The organism is Yersinia sp. SCPM-O-B-9106 (C-191), assembly GCF_026183365.1.
Taxonomy (GTDB): domain Bacteria; phylum Pseudomonadota; class Gammaproteobacteria; order Enterobacterales; family Enterobacteriaceae; genus Yersinia; species Yersinia rochesterensis.
On sequence record NZ_CP110791.1, the window covers coordinates 3362355 to 3380190 of the forward strand.

Sequence of the window (17836 nt, forward strand, 5' to 3'; positions counted from 1 at the left end):
GCTTCTTGTATACAATATGTATGAAAATCTTGTTTAGTCATGTGCAGCTATCACGCCTTATTATGGCGGGCTATTGGTAATAAATAACGTTCAGTTTCGTGTAATATCATATCGAGATGTTGATTATCCATCAGGCGGAATACTCTTTGTATATAGTTATCCTCACCTTCCCCGGCAATCCGTTGGTCACCTTGCCAAACCTGTAAAAGTTTCATTCGAGCTTTGGTTTGTGTTTCTTCATCCCACAAAATTTGACCAGATTCGCTATCAAAACACTGACTCAACCAAGCCCAGCCACTTTTACTCAACAATAATAAAGGTTCGCACATACCTTGCTGATAGCCACTAATTAGCTGCTGTAAATATTGCCGTGCTTCGTCACAATCCAATGGGGCATAACGCCATGCCGTTCCTTTACGTCCATACATTCTGCTTTCACCCTCACCGCCGGCGACGCAATACACCAAATGCTCAACCCACAACAAAAGCCCATCGACCGCAGTTAATGCCGCTGGCCGCCAACGAATTAAGCCGTCCTCCTGAATCTGATGAATCCATCCTGTTAGCGTGGTATCTCCAAACTCAATATTCAGCTCAATACTGTGGCTCTCTTTACGTTCAGCACGAATTTGTTCAGCTAATGGCACCATTTCCTCTTGCTGACTTTCCCAGTAAAGCTCGCCGAAAGAACCATAAGGAAGGTTACCCGCCGCACGGGCACGACTGAATACTGTATTAATATCACTTTCTTCTATCAGCGCATTCAGTAGTTGAGTATTAAACTGATAGCGGTTGAGGTTATCTAAGGTAAAAGGTTCTTCATCCGGTAACTCCGTTTCTTCAATAACGAAATTTACCCCCAGCCGACGTTGGAAAAATGCCCTCACAGGATGGCGATAGAAACGGATTAATTCATCAAGAGTGATTTCAGGCAAAGGTTCGGGTGGTAAAGGTTGATTAAATTCTGGGTGTGCCAGTCCCTTGGATTCCGCAGAAGGCAGCCATTCAGCGGCGTAACTCTGTAGCTCACTGTTTTGAATAAAGTTTTCTGCTGAAAACGGCATACGTGGATGCCAACATAGCAAATGTTCAATAACCCGTTTGGCACTGTCATCAGCACTGAGTTCTTCATCACCAGGTAAGTGATAACTTTGCGAAATGTATTCAATCAACTCACTAACCAGCACCGAAGGATAGCGTTTACTGTTGTCTTGAATCGAGCGCCCGATATAACTGATATAAAGCTGTTGCTGGGCAGAGAGTAATGCCTCCAGGAATAGGTAGCGGTCATCATCACGGCGGCTGCGGTCACCACGGCGAACCTGTTTAGCCATTAAGTCAAAGCCCAACGGCGGTAAGGTTCGTGGATAAACACCATCATTCATTCCCAATAAACACACCACTTTAAACGGGATGGAGCGCATAGGCATTAGCGTACAGAAATTGATAGGCCCTGCGAGAAAACGCTGACTAATGCGCTCATTATCCAGGCGCGAAGCCAGTTCATCCCGTAGAAGACTCAGTGGCACGATATCCGGATATTGGGCAGCAATGCCATAGCTGATGACCTTCTGCCATTGCTGTTCAATCAGTACCAGCACTGCTTCCGTATCGTTATCGGGTTCAAAGAAAGTATCTAATAATTGGCGACACAATGGCAGCCATTCACTGAGTGAACGGGATTCTCTTAATTGCTGCCGCCACTGGCTCAATTGCATCAACATTTCAGCTAATTGTCCGGCAAGTTCAGCAGCCAGACCACTGGACTCATCATAGGGCAGAACCCCTTGCCAATCACCGGCGGCGCTATCCATAGCATAGCCAAGTAGCATGCGGGTTATGCCAAAATGCCAGGTATGTTGGCCGGTGGCGGGCAGAGATAATTCGCGCACATTGTCATCATCTAATCCCCAACGGATACCAGACTCGCCAACCCATTGCCGCAAACGGCGCAATCCATCTTCGCTAATACCAAATTTATTGGCTAAAGCGGGCACTTCCAGCAGTGCTAATACCTGCTCAGAAGTAAAACGACTCTGGGGTAAATCAAGCAGAGTAATAAAAGCCTGAAGTGCGGGATGAGCCTGGCTAGCCTTACGGTCTGAAATGGCGAAAGGTAAATAACGCTCCCCGGTAGCATTACCAAATGTCGCCTGAATATAAGGAGTGTAGCTGTCAATATCCGCGACCATCACAATAATGTCGCGCGGAGTCAGCTCCGGTGAGTCCTCCAGTAATTTCAGCAAGTTATCTTGTAAAACTTCCACTTCGCGTTGCGGGCTGTGGCACACATGCAAGCTAAGGGAGCGGTCCGTGAGTTCCAAAACACGCTTTTGGTGACTATGAGCTAAGGTTTCTGGAGTGATGCCAATAATAGCGTGGTCTTCCAGCTCCAGCATGTCATGCTGAATACCATGTAAGAGATTATCCGGCTCAATATCAACAAAAGCATGAACCTCTTGGATCTCATCAACCTGAGATAATAAATACATGTGGTCACGACCAAGCCGGCCCCATGAGGCTAACAGCGGATTACTAAGATTTTGCTCACCATCATCATTAAATAGCTGTTCGGCCTGTTCAGGGCGACGAAAGAGTTTTACTTCCATCGACGCACTTTCAGCCGATTCACGGTAATGCCTGCGTTTGCGGCTTTGTAATTTAGCTAAAAATGTATAATCCTGAATATCTCCCCAAAAATAGCGGCATGGATTAGTAAACATCAAGTGAATATCAATGTGTTTACCCAGAGCTTGCAAAGCTTGTAAATAGATTGGGGGTAATGCAGATATGCCGCAAATAAATACTCGTTTGGGCAATCCTGCCGGGCAAAAGTCTGATTCAAGAAGTGTGCGGATAAAACGCTGATAGAGATTGGCGCGATGCCATTCAGGTTGTTCTAACTGGCGAGTATAGCGAGTTAATTCGACCCACAGTAAAGCTTGCCACTGCTGAGCATCGTCCAAATTATCAATCAGTTGGCCTCGTTCCCAACTCTCCAGCCATTCTGGGCGATACACCAAATATTGGTCAAAAAGGTCGGCGACTCGTGCCGCCAGTTGGTGAATCTTACGTTTATCGCTATCGTCACTTAAATAGCGTTTCATCGCAGAAAATACCGGGTTTTCCAGTAATTCTGGTAATAACCACATGAGTTTCCATGTCATTGCATCTTTGCTAAATGCGCTTTCTTTCGGGATGCCGGGTAACACACGGGTAAACATGTCCCAGATAAAGGTAGCGGGCAGTGGAAACTCAATATTGGCTGCAATACTAAATTGTTGAGCCAATTGCATTTGCAGCCATTGAGCCATACCTGGGCTTTGAACAAGCACAACTTCTTGCTGGAAAGGATTATCCAACGGTTCTCGTTCTATCAGCGCAGTCGTTAGCGCTTTGAGTAAATCCAATTGATTAGAATGATAAACCGTGAACATGGTGGCTCCCTTAAAACTCTATGAAGAATATCCATAAATGATTAAACCAACTGACCACCACTTGCGGATAAATCCTGAAGTTTAATACTCTAACTTGATAATGAGTGAGTGCAATAGGTTATCTTCATTATCATATTTATAGCTGCGCGGTTAGCCGCCCTCACTCACAATGCAAAACCACCGACTTAATTCTGCCTGCTGTGTAGATTGCATTTTTAGGATGAATGTAAACTCCGTACACTCACCATCAATTCGATTTATAAGCTGGTGATATTGCCAGTTAGGCTTCATTCCTAAGGTAAGCGCTTTGGTGGGTTCGCCGCCGCTACTTTCAATATGTTGATTAAGCAAAGACCATGCCTGACGTTGCTGCCACAGAGAGGAAAAACCCTGCAAAAGTGCCTGATGGTATTGCAGTAACCCCAGAAGTGAGACTGAGAAAAAAAGTGCCGCAATTAAGGCCTCTGGGAGACTAAACCCTTGTTGAGAATGGGAACCCCCTAACTTTTTGGTATAGCGATATCTGGCTAAAGACAAAATTTCGCATCCTTATCCGGGCAAAAATCTGACCAACCATGAGCAACCTTAACCAACCGATGTTCTCCTCTAGCCCCCTGACTGGAGTGTAGTTTGACACGTTGATAAAGCATCAGCGGCGATAGTGTTTCGGAAGATTGACTCTCCCCCTTGAGGATAAAAAAACCGGGCAGCGAGGCTGGTTTAAGACAGGCTTTTAAGCCATATTGCAGGTGCTCATTGCAATGCCATGTTGAACTGGCCAGCCACGGCATACTGAATAACCACCTCTGCCCCATCCCCCAACTCAGTGATGACGCCGCCTGATTAAAGGCCCGTAAATGGTGTTGTTCCTCCGCTGTAATATGCTGAATATTATCCAATTGCCGGTGTAAAGCTGATAACAGAAATAGCCCCAGAGAAAAAAGGGTAGCAACAGCCGCCAAGGTACTTGTTCCCCGTTGATGGTCACATTTCATAAATTATTCCCACGGATGGTATAATTCAGTTGCCGATATATTGCCGGGTTCCTGGCGTTTTGCCCCGCCAGTTGCACGCTATAAACCTGGCCCGGAGCTTGCTGCGGTAATGGCGTAACAGAAAAATGCGTTATGGTGATGTTGTGTGGATCAAACAGTTTTTCCCAACCACTGCCAGAACAATTCAGCTCGCCGCGCTGACCTTCTAATGCTTTATTGCGTAGCCGGTAACCAAAGTATTCAGATTCCTGATGTTTCTCCCCTTCCCACCGACCATTGCGGTTGAGGTCATAAGCAACAATCAAGCAAGAGTTTGCCACTTCCCCTGGATAATGTTGTGTAGCAATCGCGTTGCCCTGACACTCACCGTGACAAAATCCAGCCCGCCTCAGGTCTTTTTCCAGTGCAGCCATAGTCTGGCTCAGCGCTAACTCCAGATGATAGTGCTGCTGTAATGTTGCTATTTGCTTGTGTAAACGGGGGAAGGTCTGGGTAGCAGCCATAATAATCAAACTACCAACACTCAGCGCCAGCATCATTTCTGGCAGGGTAAACCCCGTAATACATTTATGTAAAAAGTAATCTGATACAGCAACCTCTGGTTTTTTTATCATTGCTAGCATAAATGAATACCCGATATTGATTGCTCATCGCTGCATAGCCTCATTCGCCCGCGGCTGGAGATAATTAGCCGAATACGCCCAGCCGGATTATTGAGCATTATATTTCCTGCTTGTGCTGTATTTCTTACACCAAAGAAACCCATTTTTTTCTTCAAAGGAATCGCAATAGAAACATCGGGATAAGGTGGAATAAACACTGAATTATCTAATGGTGAACAGGGCATCACGGGCTTATCACCACTGCCTAAACACCCCTGACCTTCTTGCTGTATCCATAACCATGCCGTGCTGTTACTGCGATTAGTTTTGGCCTGTAAATGAGTAAGAAAGGCAAGTAACTGGCGAGCACTGTCCGCGAGCCTCTCCCGTTGCCGATAATGATGCCAATTTTGCGTCCCCCACACGGCCATAATACCGGCTAAGGCAATGACCAATAGCAGTTCAATAAGACTGATACCATTTTGTTTTTTAAGAAAATTGTTTTTATACATCGCAGTATATTGAGCCGTAGATTGGTTTTCATGAGGTGAGTTTACGTCGTGAAATTTTGATATCCAGTAGCTGTTTACTCAGGCTGGAAGAGGTGCGCAAAATTTTTTTAGTGGCGACAGAGATACAAAAAGGGGTGCGGCACAGCTCGCATTTTTACAGCAGGGAGAATGATGGTAATTGAGAGAATGATGGTAATGGAGAGGAGAGGATAGATTTGACATCAACCTGACCGGAGCCGTAATAGCTCCGGTCAGCAGGCGAGATAGTTAAATAGCAATCGGCGCTTTAATGCCAGGGTGAGGGTCATACCCTTCAATTTCAAAATCTTCGAAACGATAGTCAAACAATGAATCAGGTTTACGTTTGATAATCAGTTTCGGTAATGCCCGTGGTTCGCGGCTCAATTGCAGATGTGTCTGTTCAATATGGTTGCTGTATAAGTGTGTATCACCACCCGTCCAGACAAAATCACCCACTTCCAAATCACATTGTTGCGCCATCATATGCACCAATAATGCGTAGCTGGCGATGTTAAATGGCAAGCCGAGGAACACATCGCAAGAACGTTGATATAGCTGGCAAGACAGCTTGCCATCAGCCACATAGAACTGGAAGAAAGCATGGCACGGCGCCAAAGCCATTTGATCCAATTCACCGACATTCCATGCAGAAACAATGATTCGGCGGGAGTTTGGGTCTTGCTTGAGCTGTTGCACCACTTTACTCAATTGGTCAATCTGGCGGCCATCAGCAGCGCCCCAAGCGCGCCATTGCTTACCATAAACCGGGCCAAGGTCGCCGTTTTCATCCGCCCATTCATCCCAGATTGAGACATTATTTTCCTTCAGATAAGCAATATTGGTATCGCCATTGAGGAACCATAACAGCTCATGGATGATGGAACGTAAATGGCAGCGCTTGGTGGTCACCAGTGGGAAACCATCTTGTAAATTGAAACGCATCTGATGCCCAAAAATTGACACCGTTCCGGTACCGGTGCGGTCATCTTTAGGAGTGCCTTCTTCCAGCACTTTTTTCATCAAATCCAGATACTGTTTCATGTTACCTCACGAAAGTTGTTGCGCAGGACGGCGATACGCCCAAATCATCATAATGATACCGGCCAGAATCATAGGCACAGAAAGAATCTGCCCCATGCTGATCACGCCGTCGAACAAGCCGAGCTGGGCATCTGGCTGGCGGAAACATTCAACAATAATACGGAACGCGCCATAACCAATCAGGAACAGGCCGGAAACACTGCCCATAGGGCGCGGCTTACGGATAAACAAGTTCAGGATGATAAACAGCACCACCCCTTCCAGAATCATTTCATACAATTGCGAAGGGTGGCGCGGCAATACACCGTATTGATTGAAAATCGCCTGCCATTTAGCTGGGTCGGCGGCAACAATCGCAATATCTTCGCCCCGAGAGGTCGGGAACAGCATTGCCCATGGAGTATCTGTCGTGACTCGGCCCCACAGCTCGCCATTGATAAAGTTACCCAAACGGCCGGCACCTAAACCAAATGGAATCAATGGAGCCATAAAATCAGCAACTTGGAAGAAATGGCGTTTGGTGCGGCGAGCAAACCACAGCATCACACAGATAACACCAATCAGACCACCGTGGAATGACATGCCGCCATCCCATACCTTAAACAGATACAATGGATTATCGAGGAACATCGGCAGGTTATAGAACAAAACATAACCGACACGGCCACCAACAAACACCCCGAGGAAACCGGCGTAAAGTAGATTCTCGACTTCTTCTTTAGTCCAGCCACTACCCGGTTTATTGGCCCGACGGACTGCCAACCACATCGCGAAGACAAAGCCCACCAAATACATCAGGCCATACCAATGCAGGGAAACCGGGCCAATGGAGAAAATGACCGGATCAAATTTAGGAAACGCCAGATAGCTATTGCTCATCTATCACCACGAAATATCTCATATTTTGAGAAAATTAATGTTCTTGCCCGGTTAGGGCGACAGGTAGCGCATAATAGCATAGGGCTGGGGGGGTCTGGGCTGCACCAAACAGAAAAGTTCTGTAAACCCGGCCGATGCTATTTATCATCGCGACAGTTATTTACCATCGCGACAGTTATTTACCCCCGCGAATCAGGCCCCCTAGCCCTTTACGCTCCATAAATGCCGCGGTTAAATGACGCACATCAGTGGTCATTTGCGCGCTTAATACCCGCTCGGCCAGAGCTTGCGCATCCACTAAATCGATATTCCGTAGCAGGTATTTAATGCGCGCAACACTGCGGCCATTCATGCTGAGATTGCGATAACCCAACCCGACCAGCAATAAAGCGCCCATCGGATCACCGGCCATTTCACCACACAAACTCACTTGCAGGCCAGATTGGGTCGCCTGCGCCAAGATGTGGCTAAGCACCTGTAGCATCGCGGGATGTAAACTGTCATACAGTGAAGCCACGCGGGTATTATTGCGGTCTACCGCCAGCAAATATTGGGTCAAGTCGTTGGTGCCGACCGAGATAAAATCGACCCGCGACTTCAGATACGGCAGCATAAATATCATGGCTGGCACTTCAACCATCACGCCCAGTTTTGGCTGAGGTAATTCATGGCCCAGAAGTTCTTGAACTTCACGACCCGCACGATCAATCAGGCGTTTTGCTTCGTCGACTTCTTCCAAACTGGTGATCATCGGCAATAAAATCCCCAGATTACCGGTTCCAGCATTGGCTCTAAGCATCGCTCTGACTTGGATCAAAAAGATCTCGGGCTGATCGAGAGTGACACGAATGCCGCGCCAGCCCAGACAGGGGTTCTCTTCACTGATAGGCATGTAAGGAAGCTGTTTATCCGCACCAATGTCCAGTGTTCTGAGTGTTACCGGTTTGTTCGGGTAAAGCTGCAACATGCCCTGATACTGCGCCACTTGCTCTTCCTCTGATGGGAAGCCGCTTTGCAGCATAAATGGGATTTCGGTGCGATATAGGCCCACGCCATCCACTCGTCCCCCCAGTAGTTGCTCATGTTCCGGGCTAAGACCCGCATTCAGCATCACCTGAACCCGCTCACCACTTCTCAGGGCGGCAGGTTGTTCAACCTCATCTTCAGCCAGTTTGCTAAGTTCAATCTCTTCCGTGACCAGCCGTTGATACTCTTTGACCAGCACCGGCTCAGGATCAACCAGCACTTCGCCACGATAACCATCAACAATCAGTAACCGCTGATTCAGTAACGCGGGTTGAATATCCGCGCCCATGACTGTCGGGATCCCCATGGCGCGCACTAAAATGGCGGCATGAGAGTTAGCCGCGCCATCACGCACCACAACACCGGCGAGGCGATCCTGTGGTACTTCGGCCAGAAGTGTGGCGGTTAGCTCATCAGCCACCAGAATAAAACGCTCAGGCCACTGGCTGGCCCCAGAGGTGCTGTCGTCGAGATGAAATAGCAAGCGCTGACCTAATGCTCGCAGATCACTGGCGCGCTCGCGCATATAAGTGTCTTGCAAGCTGGCAAACTGTGCAGCAAATTGTTCGACCACTTGCTTAACGGCCCATTCCGCCACAGATCCGGCATCAATTTGAGCAAAAAGCTCGCGCTTTAGGCGGGCATCATTAAGTAAGTGGGAATAGAGATCGAAAATCGCCGCGCTCTCTTTTTGTGAGCTGGCGGCAAAGCGCTTACTGAAACGGCGGAATTCAGCCGCAGCCTCTTCCAGCGCTTGGGTTAGACGTTCGCGTTCTTGGGCGGTATCGAGTGTCGAGGCTTCATAAACCAAATCCAGCGAAGGCTGCGAAGTATCCTGCCACCCCTCAGCTACCGCGACTCCCGGAGCCGCAGCGAGTGCGCGGATCCGCGTCTGGCGATATTGGCCAAAAATAGCATTTAGCTGAGATTGAGAAAGGATGCCCGCCAGTTGCATTGCCAGCGTGACCATGAACGACTCTTCGCTCTCATCAAACTGACGATGCTCACGTTGCTGAACCACCAGCACACCGAGCAATTGACGGCGATAAATAATAGGAACCCCGAGAAACGCCCGGAAGCGGTCCTCTTTGACTTGGGGAACATATTTAAAACTGGGGTGGCTCTGAGCATCTGCCAGGTTGATTGGCTCGGCCAGACGCCCGACCAGCCCGACGATGCCTTCGTCAAAGGCCAGCGTAATAGTGCGGCCACGAGGTTTTTTCAAACCTCGTGTCGCCATTAGGTAATAACAACGGCGGTCATTGTCTGCCAGATAAATCGAGCAAACTTCCGTGTCCATCGCCAGACAGGTTTCATTGACCAACAGCTCTAACGCATCCGTTAGGCTGGTTGCCATCGCCACTTTCTCAACTATTTCTCGCAAACGCGTGAGCATGATCGGCTTAACTTAACCTCTTTTACGGCGATAAGCGGGCGGTACCCGTGGCGGAGCAATCTCCTGCACAGGCATTACAGTAGGTGCAAACTCTTTCATCACGCGGCGATAAACATCCCGTTTAAAAGACACCACCTGACGCACCGGATACCAATAACTGACCCATCGCCAGCCATCAAACTCCGGGGTGCTGCTGCGCTGCATGTTGATATCGGCTTCATTACACATTAACTGTAGTAGAAACCATCGCTGTTTTTGGCCGATGCACACCGGCTTTGTATCCCAACGCACCAAACGTTTTGGTAATTTGTAACGTAACCAGTTACGGGTTGAAGCCAGAATTCGGACATCCTTTTTGTTAAGTCCTACCTCTTCAAAAAGTTCACGATACATTGCCTGCTCTGGTGTTTCACCGGGATTTATCCCGCCTTGAGGAAACTGCCAAGAGTGCTGACCGTAACGTCTGGCCCACAACACTTCTCCCTGCCGATTACAAATTACGATACCCACGTTCGGGCGGTAGCCATCATCATCGATCACCGGACTACCTCGATAAGCTTAAAACTCAAAGATGCTCTGATTGTTTCACACTAGCAACAGGCGGTAAACCACTGCTTATCCGCCAGCGAAACCTGATAACTCTGGGATAACTCACAGATATTGGCAAAGTTATAAACACCCTAGGGTCTACACTCGCTATTTTATTCACTTTTTCTGTGGATATAGGTGTGCAGAACTCTAGGGAAAAGCAGGTACAACTCATTTTAACGCAATTATACGCTAAAAATATTCAAAAAAATAAGTGATTAATTTCAATGAAATAACAGGTTTCCCACAGGTATACATACCCCAGAAATGTGATCTTTATCCGCTTTAGATCTGAGGCTGGCTAAAGATCCATCAATGCAGTTTTTATCCACAGATAATGAGGCAAAGTTGTGCAAAAAAGAGCAAAACTCGCAAATAAACCTGTCGTCAAGGCTGTAAATTGAACCAGTGATCATGATTTATTGGGGTTATCCAATAAATCTGTGGATAAATAGGTGTAAGATCCTGTTCATTATTCCTGTTAGCAGGTGTACAAGATAGCCAAAATAAAAGTATTTTCAGGAAGGATGGAAAGAAAACTTCCGTTAAATCATGCTATTATTCATTTCTGCTGGACTGGATAACAATACATCTACGGTCACTTTTATTTCAGCTTGTTTTTTAACCGACTTTAGCAGGTTTCCACTCTATGTCTGTTTATTCACTGCCCCCGGCACCACCCACTGATGAACATCAACTTTTTCAACGTGCTGAGGCATTATCAGGTTTTACCCTCGGCGAATTGGCTATCAGAGCGGGTTGGAACATTCCAGCTGATTTAAAACGCGTCAAAGGCTGGGTGGGTATGTTGTTAGAATTCTATCTGGGGGCCAGTGCGGGCAGTAAACCTGAACAGGATTTTGCCGATATTGGTATCGAGCTGAAAACCATTCCTATCAATGCCCAAGGCAAGCCGCTGGAGACCACTTTCGTCTGCGTCGCCCCACTGACCGGTAATAGCGGTATCACCTGGGAAAGCAGCCACGTGCGGCACAAGCTCGCCCGCGTGTTGTGGGTGCCTGTCGAAGGGGAGCGGCAAATTCCGTTAGCGCAACGCCGTGTGGGCGCGCCTTTATTGTGGAGCCCTAATGAGGAAGAGGAAGAATTACTGCGGTGCGATTGGGAAGAGTTAATGGATCTCATCGTTTTGGGCAAAGTGGAAACCATCACCGCTCGTCATGGCGAAGTATTGCAGTTGCGTCCGAAAGCGGCCAACAGCCGTGCATTGACTGAAGCCATCGGCGAACATGGGCAGCCTATCATGACGTTACCTCGTGGTTTTTACCTGAAAAAAACCTTTACCGGCCCGATGCTCGCCCGACACTTTTTGCTTTAACAGACGAATCTGATTATTCCGCTTAATGAATAAACGAGAATAGCCAAAGAACATGGTGTTGCAGGTAGGCAGCAAGTGAATAACAAATCGGTCGGGAACCGATTTGAACAGCATTTATGCTAGCCGTAGGGTGAGCCTCAAGGATGAGGCTCATTAATCCCGATGAGCTTACTTATATAAGGTCAACGACAAGTCAGTGATTCGGGTGAGTAAACATAGCTAACCCCCTGCAACTTCATGTAAGAAAGGTATATAATTGTATCTTTGTGTTTCCGTAATTTCCGTAAGGTGTAAGGCACAATGTTTGAATGGATTGCCGATCCAAATGCTTGGTTGGCGCTAGGCACACTGACTATCCTCGAGATCGTTCTCGGTATAGACAATATTATTTTCCTTTCTTTAGTGGTCGCAAAATTACCTAAAGCGCAGCAAAACAAAGCTCGCCGAATTGGTTTGGCCGGAGCAATGTTAATGCGTTTGGCATTACTTGCTTCTATTGCTTGGGTGATCCGCCTGACGGAGCCGTTGTTTACAGTGGCCGGCCATAGCATTTCCATGCGAGATCTCATTTTGCTGCTGGGTGGCTTATTCCTGATTTGGAAAGCTAGCAAAGAAATTCATGAAACCATTGAGGGCAGTGATACAGAGCACAGCAGCAATGTCAGCTCTTTCTTTGCGGCTATCGTGCAAATCATGCTGTTGGATATCATCTTTAGCCTGGACTCAGTGATAACCGCGGTGGGGCTGTCAGACCATTTATTTATTATGATGGCTGCTGTTGTTATCGCCGTGGGCGTGATGATGTTTGCCGCCCGGCCGATTGGTGAGTTTGTTAACCGTCACCCATCCGTCAAAATGCTGGCCTTGTCTTTCCTGATTCTGGTCGGGTTTACCCTGATGTTGGAAAGTTTTCAGATTCACATTCCGAAAGGTTATATCTATTTCGCCATGTTCTTCTCGATGGGTGTTGAAACCCTTAATCTCATGCGCGGGAAGAAAAATAAGCCAACGAAATAAAAATATCGGGGGTGCGATTCGTCGCCCCCGTTTCCCACTATTTTCTGCACTTTCTCCTTGTCCTCTTCCCCCTGCCGCAGTGCTTAGTTATAGTCGGATAAGGCGGGTTTGACTTAGCCTGATAACTTCAGACACAAAGGAAGGTCGGCAATGCAATATCATCGTATTCCCCACAGTTCATTAGAAGTAAGCCTGCTGGGTCTGGGCACCATGACTTTTGGTGAACAAAACAGTGAAGCCGATGCCCATGCTCAACTGGATTACGCCGTTGCAGCCGGTATTAACTTGATTGATACCGCAGAAATGTACCCGGTCCCCCCAAAGCCAGAAACCCAAGGGTTAACTGAGCAATACATTGGTAGCTGGATAAAAGCTCGCGGTAGCCGAGACAAAATCATTTTAGCCAGCAAAGTCTCCGGGCCATCACGTGGGAGCGATAAACCCATTCGCCCCAATATGGCGCTGGATCGGAAAAATATTCGTGTCGCGTTGGAAGATAGCCTCCGACGCCTCAATACCGATTATCTTGATATCTATCAGTTACATTGGCCGCAGCGAGAAACCAACTGCTTTGGTAAGTTGAATTATCGTTACAGTGAACAAACCGCGGTTGTCACCTTGCTCGAGACACTGGAAGCCCTGAACGAACAGGTGCGCGCCGGTAAAATCCGTTATATCGGCGTGTCGAATGAAACACCTTGGGGTGTGATGCGTTATCTGCAACTGGCTGAAAAACATGATTTACCGCGTATCGTGTCGATTCAAAACCCCTACAGTTTGCTTAACCGCAGCTTTGAAGTGGGTTTAGCCGAGATAAGCCAACACGAAGGTGTGGAGCTGCTGGCTTATTCTAGTTTGGCGTTTGGCACTCTGAGCGGTAAATACCTGAATGGCGCACAACCTGCTGGGGCGCGTAATACTTTATTCAGCCGATTCACCCGCTATACCGGGCCACAAGCTCAGTTAGCAATAGCTGAATATGTGGCGCTAGCCAAACATCATGGGCTGGATCCCGCGCAAATGGCACTGGCTTTCGTGCGCCAGCAACCTTTTGTTGCCAGCACATTGTTGGGCGCAACCACTCTGGAACAACTGAAAAGTAATATTGATAGCCAAAATGTGGTGTTGAGTCAGGAAGTATTGGATGCATTGGAAGAGATTCATACCCGCTTTACCTTCCCTGCACCTTAATATCAGCGCAGTCCAAATAGCAAAAAGGCCGCTTAGGCGGCCTTCAGATTGCTGACAAAGTAAAATGAAGGAGAATCGTGCCGTTGGGGTCGTAGTGGCGTAAGCCACCGAAGTGCCCTAGGTGCGGTAAATCCTTCTATTACAGGGTGATAAGTAGGTTTAAGTTATTACACCGCTTTGCGCCGCTGTTGCCGCCACTGCCAACCCCAGAGCAGCGCTATCGCCAGTGCAAATATCACGCCGAAACCAACCCCTACCGCCACCACTGGCACGCCGAGTTTCACCACCACCGAGAACAAGCCCAGCATCAGCAGCATCGCGGTGTTTTCACCAAGATTTTGCACCGCAATGGCATTGCCCGCACCGACACTATTTTTACCGCGCTCCTGCAATAAAGCATTGAGCGGAACCACAAAGAATCCGCCTAAAATCCCGATGATAATCAACAGCAGATAAGCCATTGCCATGCTGTGTTGCAGAGCAAAAATCGCGACTGCCACACCAATCAATACCCCGGCCGGTAAGCAGCGTTTCACCGTTTTCAATGTGATAAAACGAGCCGCAGCCCCCGCCCCGACAACAATACCAATCGCCACCATGGCATTGAGTAGTGTCGGAGTCGCGTTATCGGTAATCCCTAGCGCAATAGGCACCCAGAGCACCAACAGGAAACGCAATGTGACCCCCGCGCCCCAAAACAAGCTGGTTCCCGCCAGTGAAAAACGGGTTTCGCCATCGCGCCATAAAATCCGGCAAGCCGCAAAGAAGTTGCCAGTCATTGCCCGCGGCCGCCATGAGCTACCGGAGCGAGCGGCGGCTAGCCTTGGGATAAACATATTCGCGACCACCGCAATAGCATAAACCAGCGCACACACCCCCAATGCCGCCCCCAGATGCCAATCAGCCAGCACGCCCCCGGCAACCGAGCCGAGTAAAATGGCGGCGATGGTGGAAGCTTCCATCATGCCGTTGGCTTTAACCAACTGTTCTCCGGAGGTAATTTCTCCCAAAATCCCATATTTAGCGGGTGAATAGGCCGCAGCCCCCACGCCCACCAGGCTATATCCCAAAAACGGATTAAAGCCAAAGCAGATAACCAACGCACCGGCCAGTTTCAAGCCGTTCGCCACCATCATCACCCGCCCTTTGGCAAAGCTATCGGCAAATTGCCCGACAAACGGCGCTAGAATGATATAGGTCGCGACGAATGCCATTTGTAAAATTGGCTGGCTCCAGTCGGGGTATAGCTGCTGCTTAATTAATGCCAATGTGGCGAAAAGCAGTGCGTTATCGCCAAAAGCCGAGAAAAACTGTGCGCAGAGAACCGCGACCATCCCTTTTGATAACAGTGGCTTATCTGCTAATGCTTGCTGACTCATGCGCTCATCTCCGGATCTTCCGCCATTTTAGTTAATGTCACAAAGTCAGGTTTGCCGCTCCCCAGCAAGGGCAAGGCATTCACCAGCCGAATATCACGCGGGACGGCCAGTTCAGGAACCCCGTTTTCCCGTGCTGCTTTGAGTAGTTTCTCGCGAGTTATTTCACTGTCGGTGGTAAACAGCACCAAGGCTTCCCCTTTGGCGCTGTCTGTTTTCGTGGCTGCTGCATGTTGCTCAGCCGGTGAAATTCGCAGTGCAAGCTGCTCGACACTCTCCAGTGAGACCATTTCTCCGGCTAATTTAGCAAAGCGCTTCATCCGGCCACGAATGGCACAAAATCCTTGTTCATCAATTGCCACAATATCCCCGGTGTCATACCAACCGGCTTCCTGCTCACCCTGAGCATTTTCGGCTGTGGGTTGCTCCAGCACCCCTGGGTTTTCTACCCGCAGATAGCCGCGCATAATATTCGGGCCACGCAATTGTAAACGCCCGCCCTGCTCAATACCGGGGACCGGAATCACGCGGGATTCCATCGCGGGTAGAATGCGGCCCACAGTATTCACTTTGGCCGCCATCGGCACATTAATGGCCACCACTGGCGCACATTCCGTGACGCCATAACCTTCCAAAATACGAATACCAAATTTATCCTGCCAAATCTGTTTGGTGCTATCGGCTAACTTTTCAGCGCCAGCCACCACATAACGCAAGCGGGCAAAATCATAAGGATGGGCAAAGCGGGCATAATTGCCCAAGAATGTGGACGTGCCAAACAGCACGGTACAGTTGCGGTCATACACCAGTTCAGGTACTACCCGATAATGCAGCGGGCTGGGGTAGAGGAATACACGGCTGCCGGTCATTAACGGGGTGAATAAACCAACCGTCAGGCCAAAAGCATGGAACAGCGGCAGTGACGACATAAAACGATCACGCGGTGTGAAGTCTGCGATGGTGCGGATCTGCTCGACGTTTGCCAATAAACTGGCATGCGAATGCACCACACCTTTAGGATTACCCTCTGAGCCGGAGGTGAATAAAATCAAGGCGCTATCGTCAGCCTGCTGTGGCACCATCGCCCGACGAGGGCAACATAAATGGAATAAAATCCATAGCTTATCGGCCAGAGTCACAGTGTCTTTTAAATCTTCCAGATAGACCCAATTAGCCTCTGTTACCTGCTCAGGCAAATGTGTCAGTTTGCCCTTTTCCAAAAACTGGCGCGAAGTGACGATAGTCTTCAATGAAGCTGCGGTAATGGCGCTTTTTAGGCCTTTAGCGCCGGAAGTGTAGTTGAGCAGCGCTGGGATACGGCCCCGCAAAGTAGCGCCGAAAATCGCCGCAGCCGTGATTGTGGCATTGGGCAAAAGCATCCCAACATGCTCTCCCTGCGCGGTAAAACGTTGCAGAATACGGCTGACACCTAAGATTTTCTTTAGCAGTGTTTGATAGCTATCTTCTTTAAAGGAAATGTCTTCGATGCAGGGTTTAAAGCGCCCATAGCGCGTTTGTGCGGATAGCAGCGCTTCGAATAGCGTTTCGCGCGGCACAATAGCCATACGCGCCGCCATCATAATGGTGTGTAAACGCTCACCCGCCAACACTCGGCGGTCACGAGCACGCAGAGCTTGCGGCATGGGTAAGGGGGTTGCGGGCAACACATGAATACTGATTTTTGGCAACCAACGGACTTTTAGCACGTCGCCCAATCGGCCAAAATGAGTAAATTCCGGGCCTTCTAAACGGATAGGAACCACCATAGCGCCTGATTTCGCGGCCACAAATGCAGCGCCATCATAAATTTTCATCAATGAGCCGGTCACGGTAATTCGGCCCTCAGGGAATACCACCACCGGCCTGCCCTGCTCGACCATTCTGACCAAGTGTTTGATGGCCATCGGCTTGGTCGGATCAAGCGCGACAAAATCCACATAGGGCCGCAACCAGCGCATATACCAGCTTTCAGTGATGTTGGAATAGACCGCAAATACTGGTTTTATTGGGAGAAACAGCGCTAACAACGCACCATCAAGGAAAGAGACATGATTAGGGGTAATAATCAGCTTTTGGTGTGAAAACTGGTCAGTAATACCCTCGATGGTGACGCGAAACAACCCACGAAAAAGAGCACGTAACAAGCGATAAGCCATATCTGTTTCTCTATAACTCGATGAATATGATAAGAAGAGAATACTATAATAGTGGCTGATTTATCTGTAAGAGGAGGCTGGAAATACGCGGTGAAAGAACAAATAAAAAAAAACCTACGCATCTGCGTAGGTCGGTGCAAATAAAAAACTGGCTTTAACATACAGCGTATGTTGATTATTCACCAATTAATACCTCTGGGATCACTACTGTATCTGTTTCTGCGAACCCTCAGCCAGCAAGCAATCGCAACATTTACGTGCAA

General features: G+C 48.5%; 14 protein-coding genes. 3 read left to right on the top strand and 11 right to left on the bottom strand.

Annotated elements, in window-relative coordinates; translation table 11 throughout:
* Positions 1-50: 50 nt before the first annotated feature.
* From recC to rppH, 9 genes are all read right to left on the bottom strand, one after another.
* Positions 51-3437, bottom strand: a complete 3387-nt coding sequence (gene recC, locus OP863_RS15325) for an exodeoxyribonuclease V subunit gamma (protein ID WP_265525488.1) — start codon at positions 3435-3437, stop codon at positions 51-53.
* A 150-nt stretch (positions 3438-3587) separates the two neighbouring features.
* Positions 3588-3974: a prepilin-type N-terminal cleavage/methylation domain-containing protein gene (locus OP863_RS15330; protein ID WP_145590992.1), complete on the bottom strand. Its 387-nt coding sequence runs from the start codon at positions 3972-3974 to the stop codon at positions 3588-3590.
* The gene (locus OP863_RS15335; RefSeq protein ID WP_145586222.1) at positions 3965-4432 is read right to left on the bottom strand and encodes a YgdB family protein; all 468 of its coding nucleotides are present in this window, start codon (positions 4430-4432) and stop codon (positions 3965-3967) included. The genes OP863_RS15330 and OP863_RS15335 overlap by 10 nt, the downstream gene beginning before the upstream one ends.
* Positions 4429-5046: a prepilin peptidase-dependent protein gene (locus OP863_RS15340; RefSeq protein ID WP_186378195.1), complete on the bottom strand. Its 618-nt coding sequence runs from the start codon at positions 5044-5046 to the stop codon at positions 4429-4431. Before OP863_RS15340 ends, OP863_RS15335 begins: the two co-directional genes overlap by 4 nt.
* 2 nt (positions 5047-5048) lie before the next feature.
* Positions 5049-5546, bottom strand: coding sequence for a prepilin peptidase-dependent protein (locus OP863_RS15345; RefSeq protein WP_038631188.1), 498 nt, complete (start codon positions 5544-5546; stop codon positions 5049-5051).
* A 267-nt stretch (positions 5547-5813) separates the two neighbouring features.
* The gene (gene thyA, locus OP863_RS15350; RefSeq protein WP_038631185.1) at positions 5814-6608 is read right to left on the bottom strand and encodes a thymidylate synthase; all 795 of its coding nucleotides are present in this window, start codon (positions 6606-6608) and stop codon (positions 5814-5816) included.
* Between the two features lie 6 nt (positions 6609-6614).
* On the bottom strand, positions 6615-7487 hold the full coding sequence (gene lgt / locus OP863_RS15355) for a prolipoprotein diacylglyceryl transferase (RefSeq protein WP_004391739.1): 873 nt from the start codon (positions 7485-7487) through the stop codon (positions 6615-6617).
* A 175-nt stretch (positions 7488-7662) separates the two neighbouring features.
* Complete coding sequence (ptsP, locus tag OP863_RS15360) at positions 7663-9909, bottom strand: phosphoenolpyruvate--protein phosphotransferase (protein ID WP_038631183.1); 2247 nt, start codon at positions 9907-9909, stop codon at positions 7663-7665.
* A gap of 12 nt (positions 9910-9921) precedes the next feature.
* Entirely contained in the window at positions 9922-10449 is a 528-nt protein-coding gene (gene rppH, locus OP863_RS15365; RefSeq protein WP_005272897.1) for an RNA pyrophosphohydrolase, read from the bottom strand.
* Positions 10450-11146: 697 nt separating this feature from the next.
* Between rppH and mutH the strand changes: the two genes are divergently transcribed.
* The 3 genes from mutH (at position 11147) to OP863_RS15380 (ending at position 14041) form a co-directional block, all read left to right on the top strand.
* Complete coding sequence (gene mutH / locus OP863_RS15370) at positions 11147-11833, top strand: DNA mismatch repair endonuclease MutH (protein ID WP_038631180.1); 687 nt, start codon at positions 11147-11149, stop codon at positions 11831-11833.
* A 300-nt stretch (positions 11834-12133) separates the two neighbouring features.
* Entirely contained in the window at positions 12134-12850 is a 717-nt protein-coding gene (locus tag OP863_RS15375) for a TerC family protein (RefSeq protein ID WP_038631178.1), read from the top strand.
* A 150-nt stretch (positions 12851-13000) separates the two neighbouring features.
* A complete protein-coding gene (locus OP863_RS15380; RefSeq protein ID WP_145589223.1) occupies positions 13001-14041 on the top strand; it encodes an NADP(H)-dependent aldo-keto reductase in 1041 nt (346 codons plus the stop codon).
* 167 nt (positions 14042-14208) lie between these two features.
* On the opposite strand, the gene lplT is transcribed toward OP863_RS15380, so the two are convergent.
* Both lplT and aas read right to left on the bottom strand, forming a co-directional pair.
* Positions 14209-15420 (bottom strand): lysophospholipid transporter LplT, encoded by a 1212-nt coding sequence (lplT, locus tag OP863_RS15385; RefSeq protein ID WP_265525489.1) that lies wholly within the window; start codon positions 15418-15420, stop codon positions 14209-14211.
* A complete protein-coding gene (aas, locus tag OP863_RS15390; RefSeq protein ID WP_265525490.1) occupies positions 15417-17573 on the bottom strand; it encodes a bifunctional acyl-ACP--phospholipid O-acyltransferase/long-chain-fatty-acid--ACP ligase in 2157 nt (718 codons plus the stop codon). Before aas ends, lplT begins: the two co-directional genes overlap by 4 nt.
* Positions 17574-17836 lie beyond the last annotated feature (263 nt).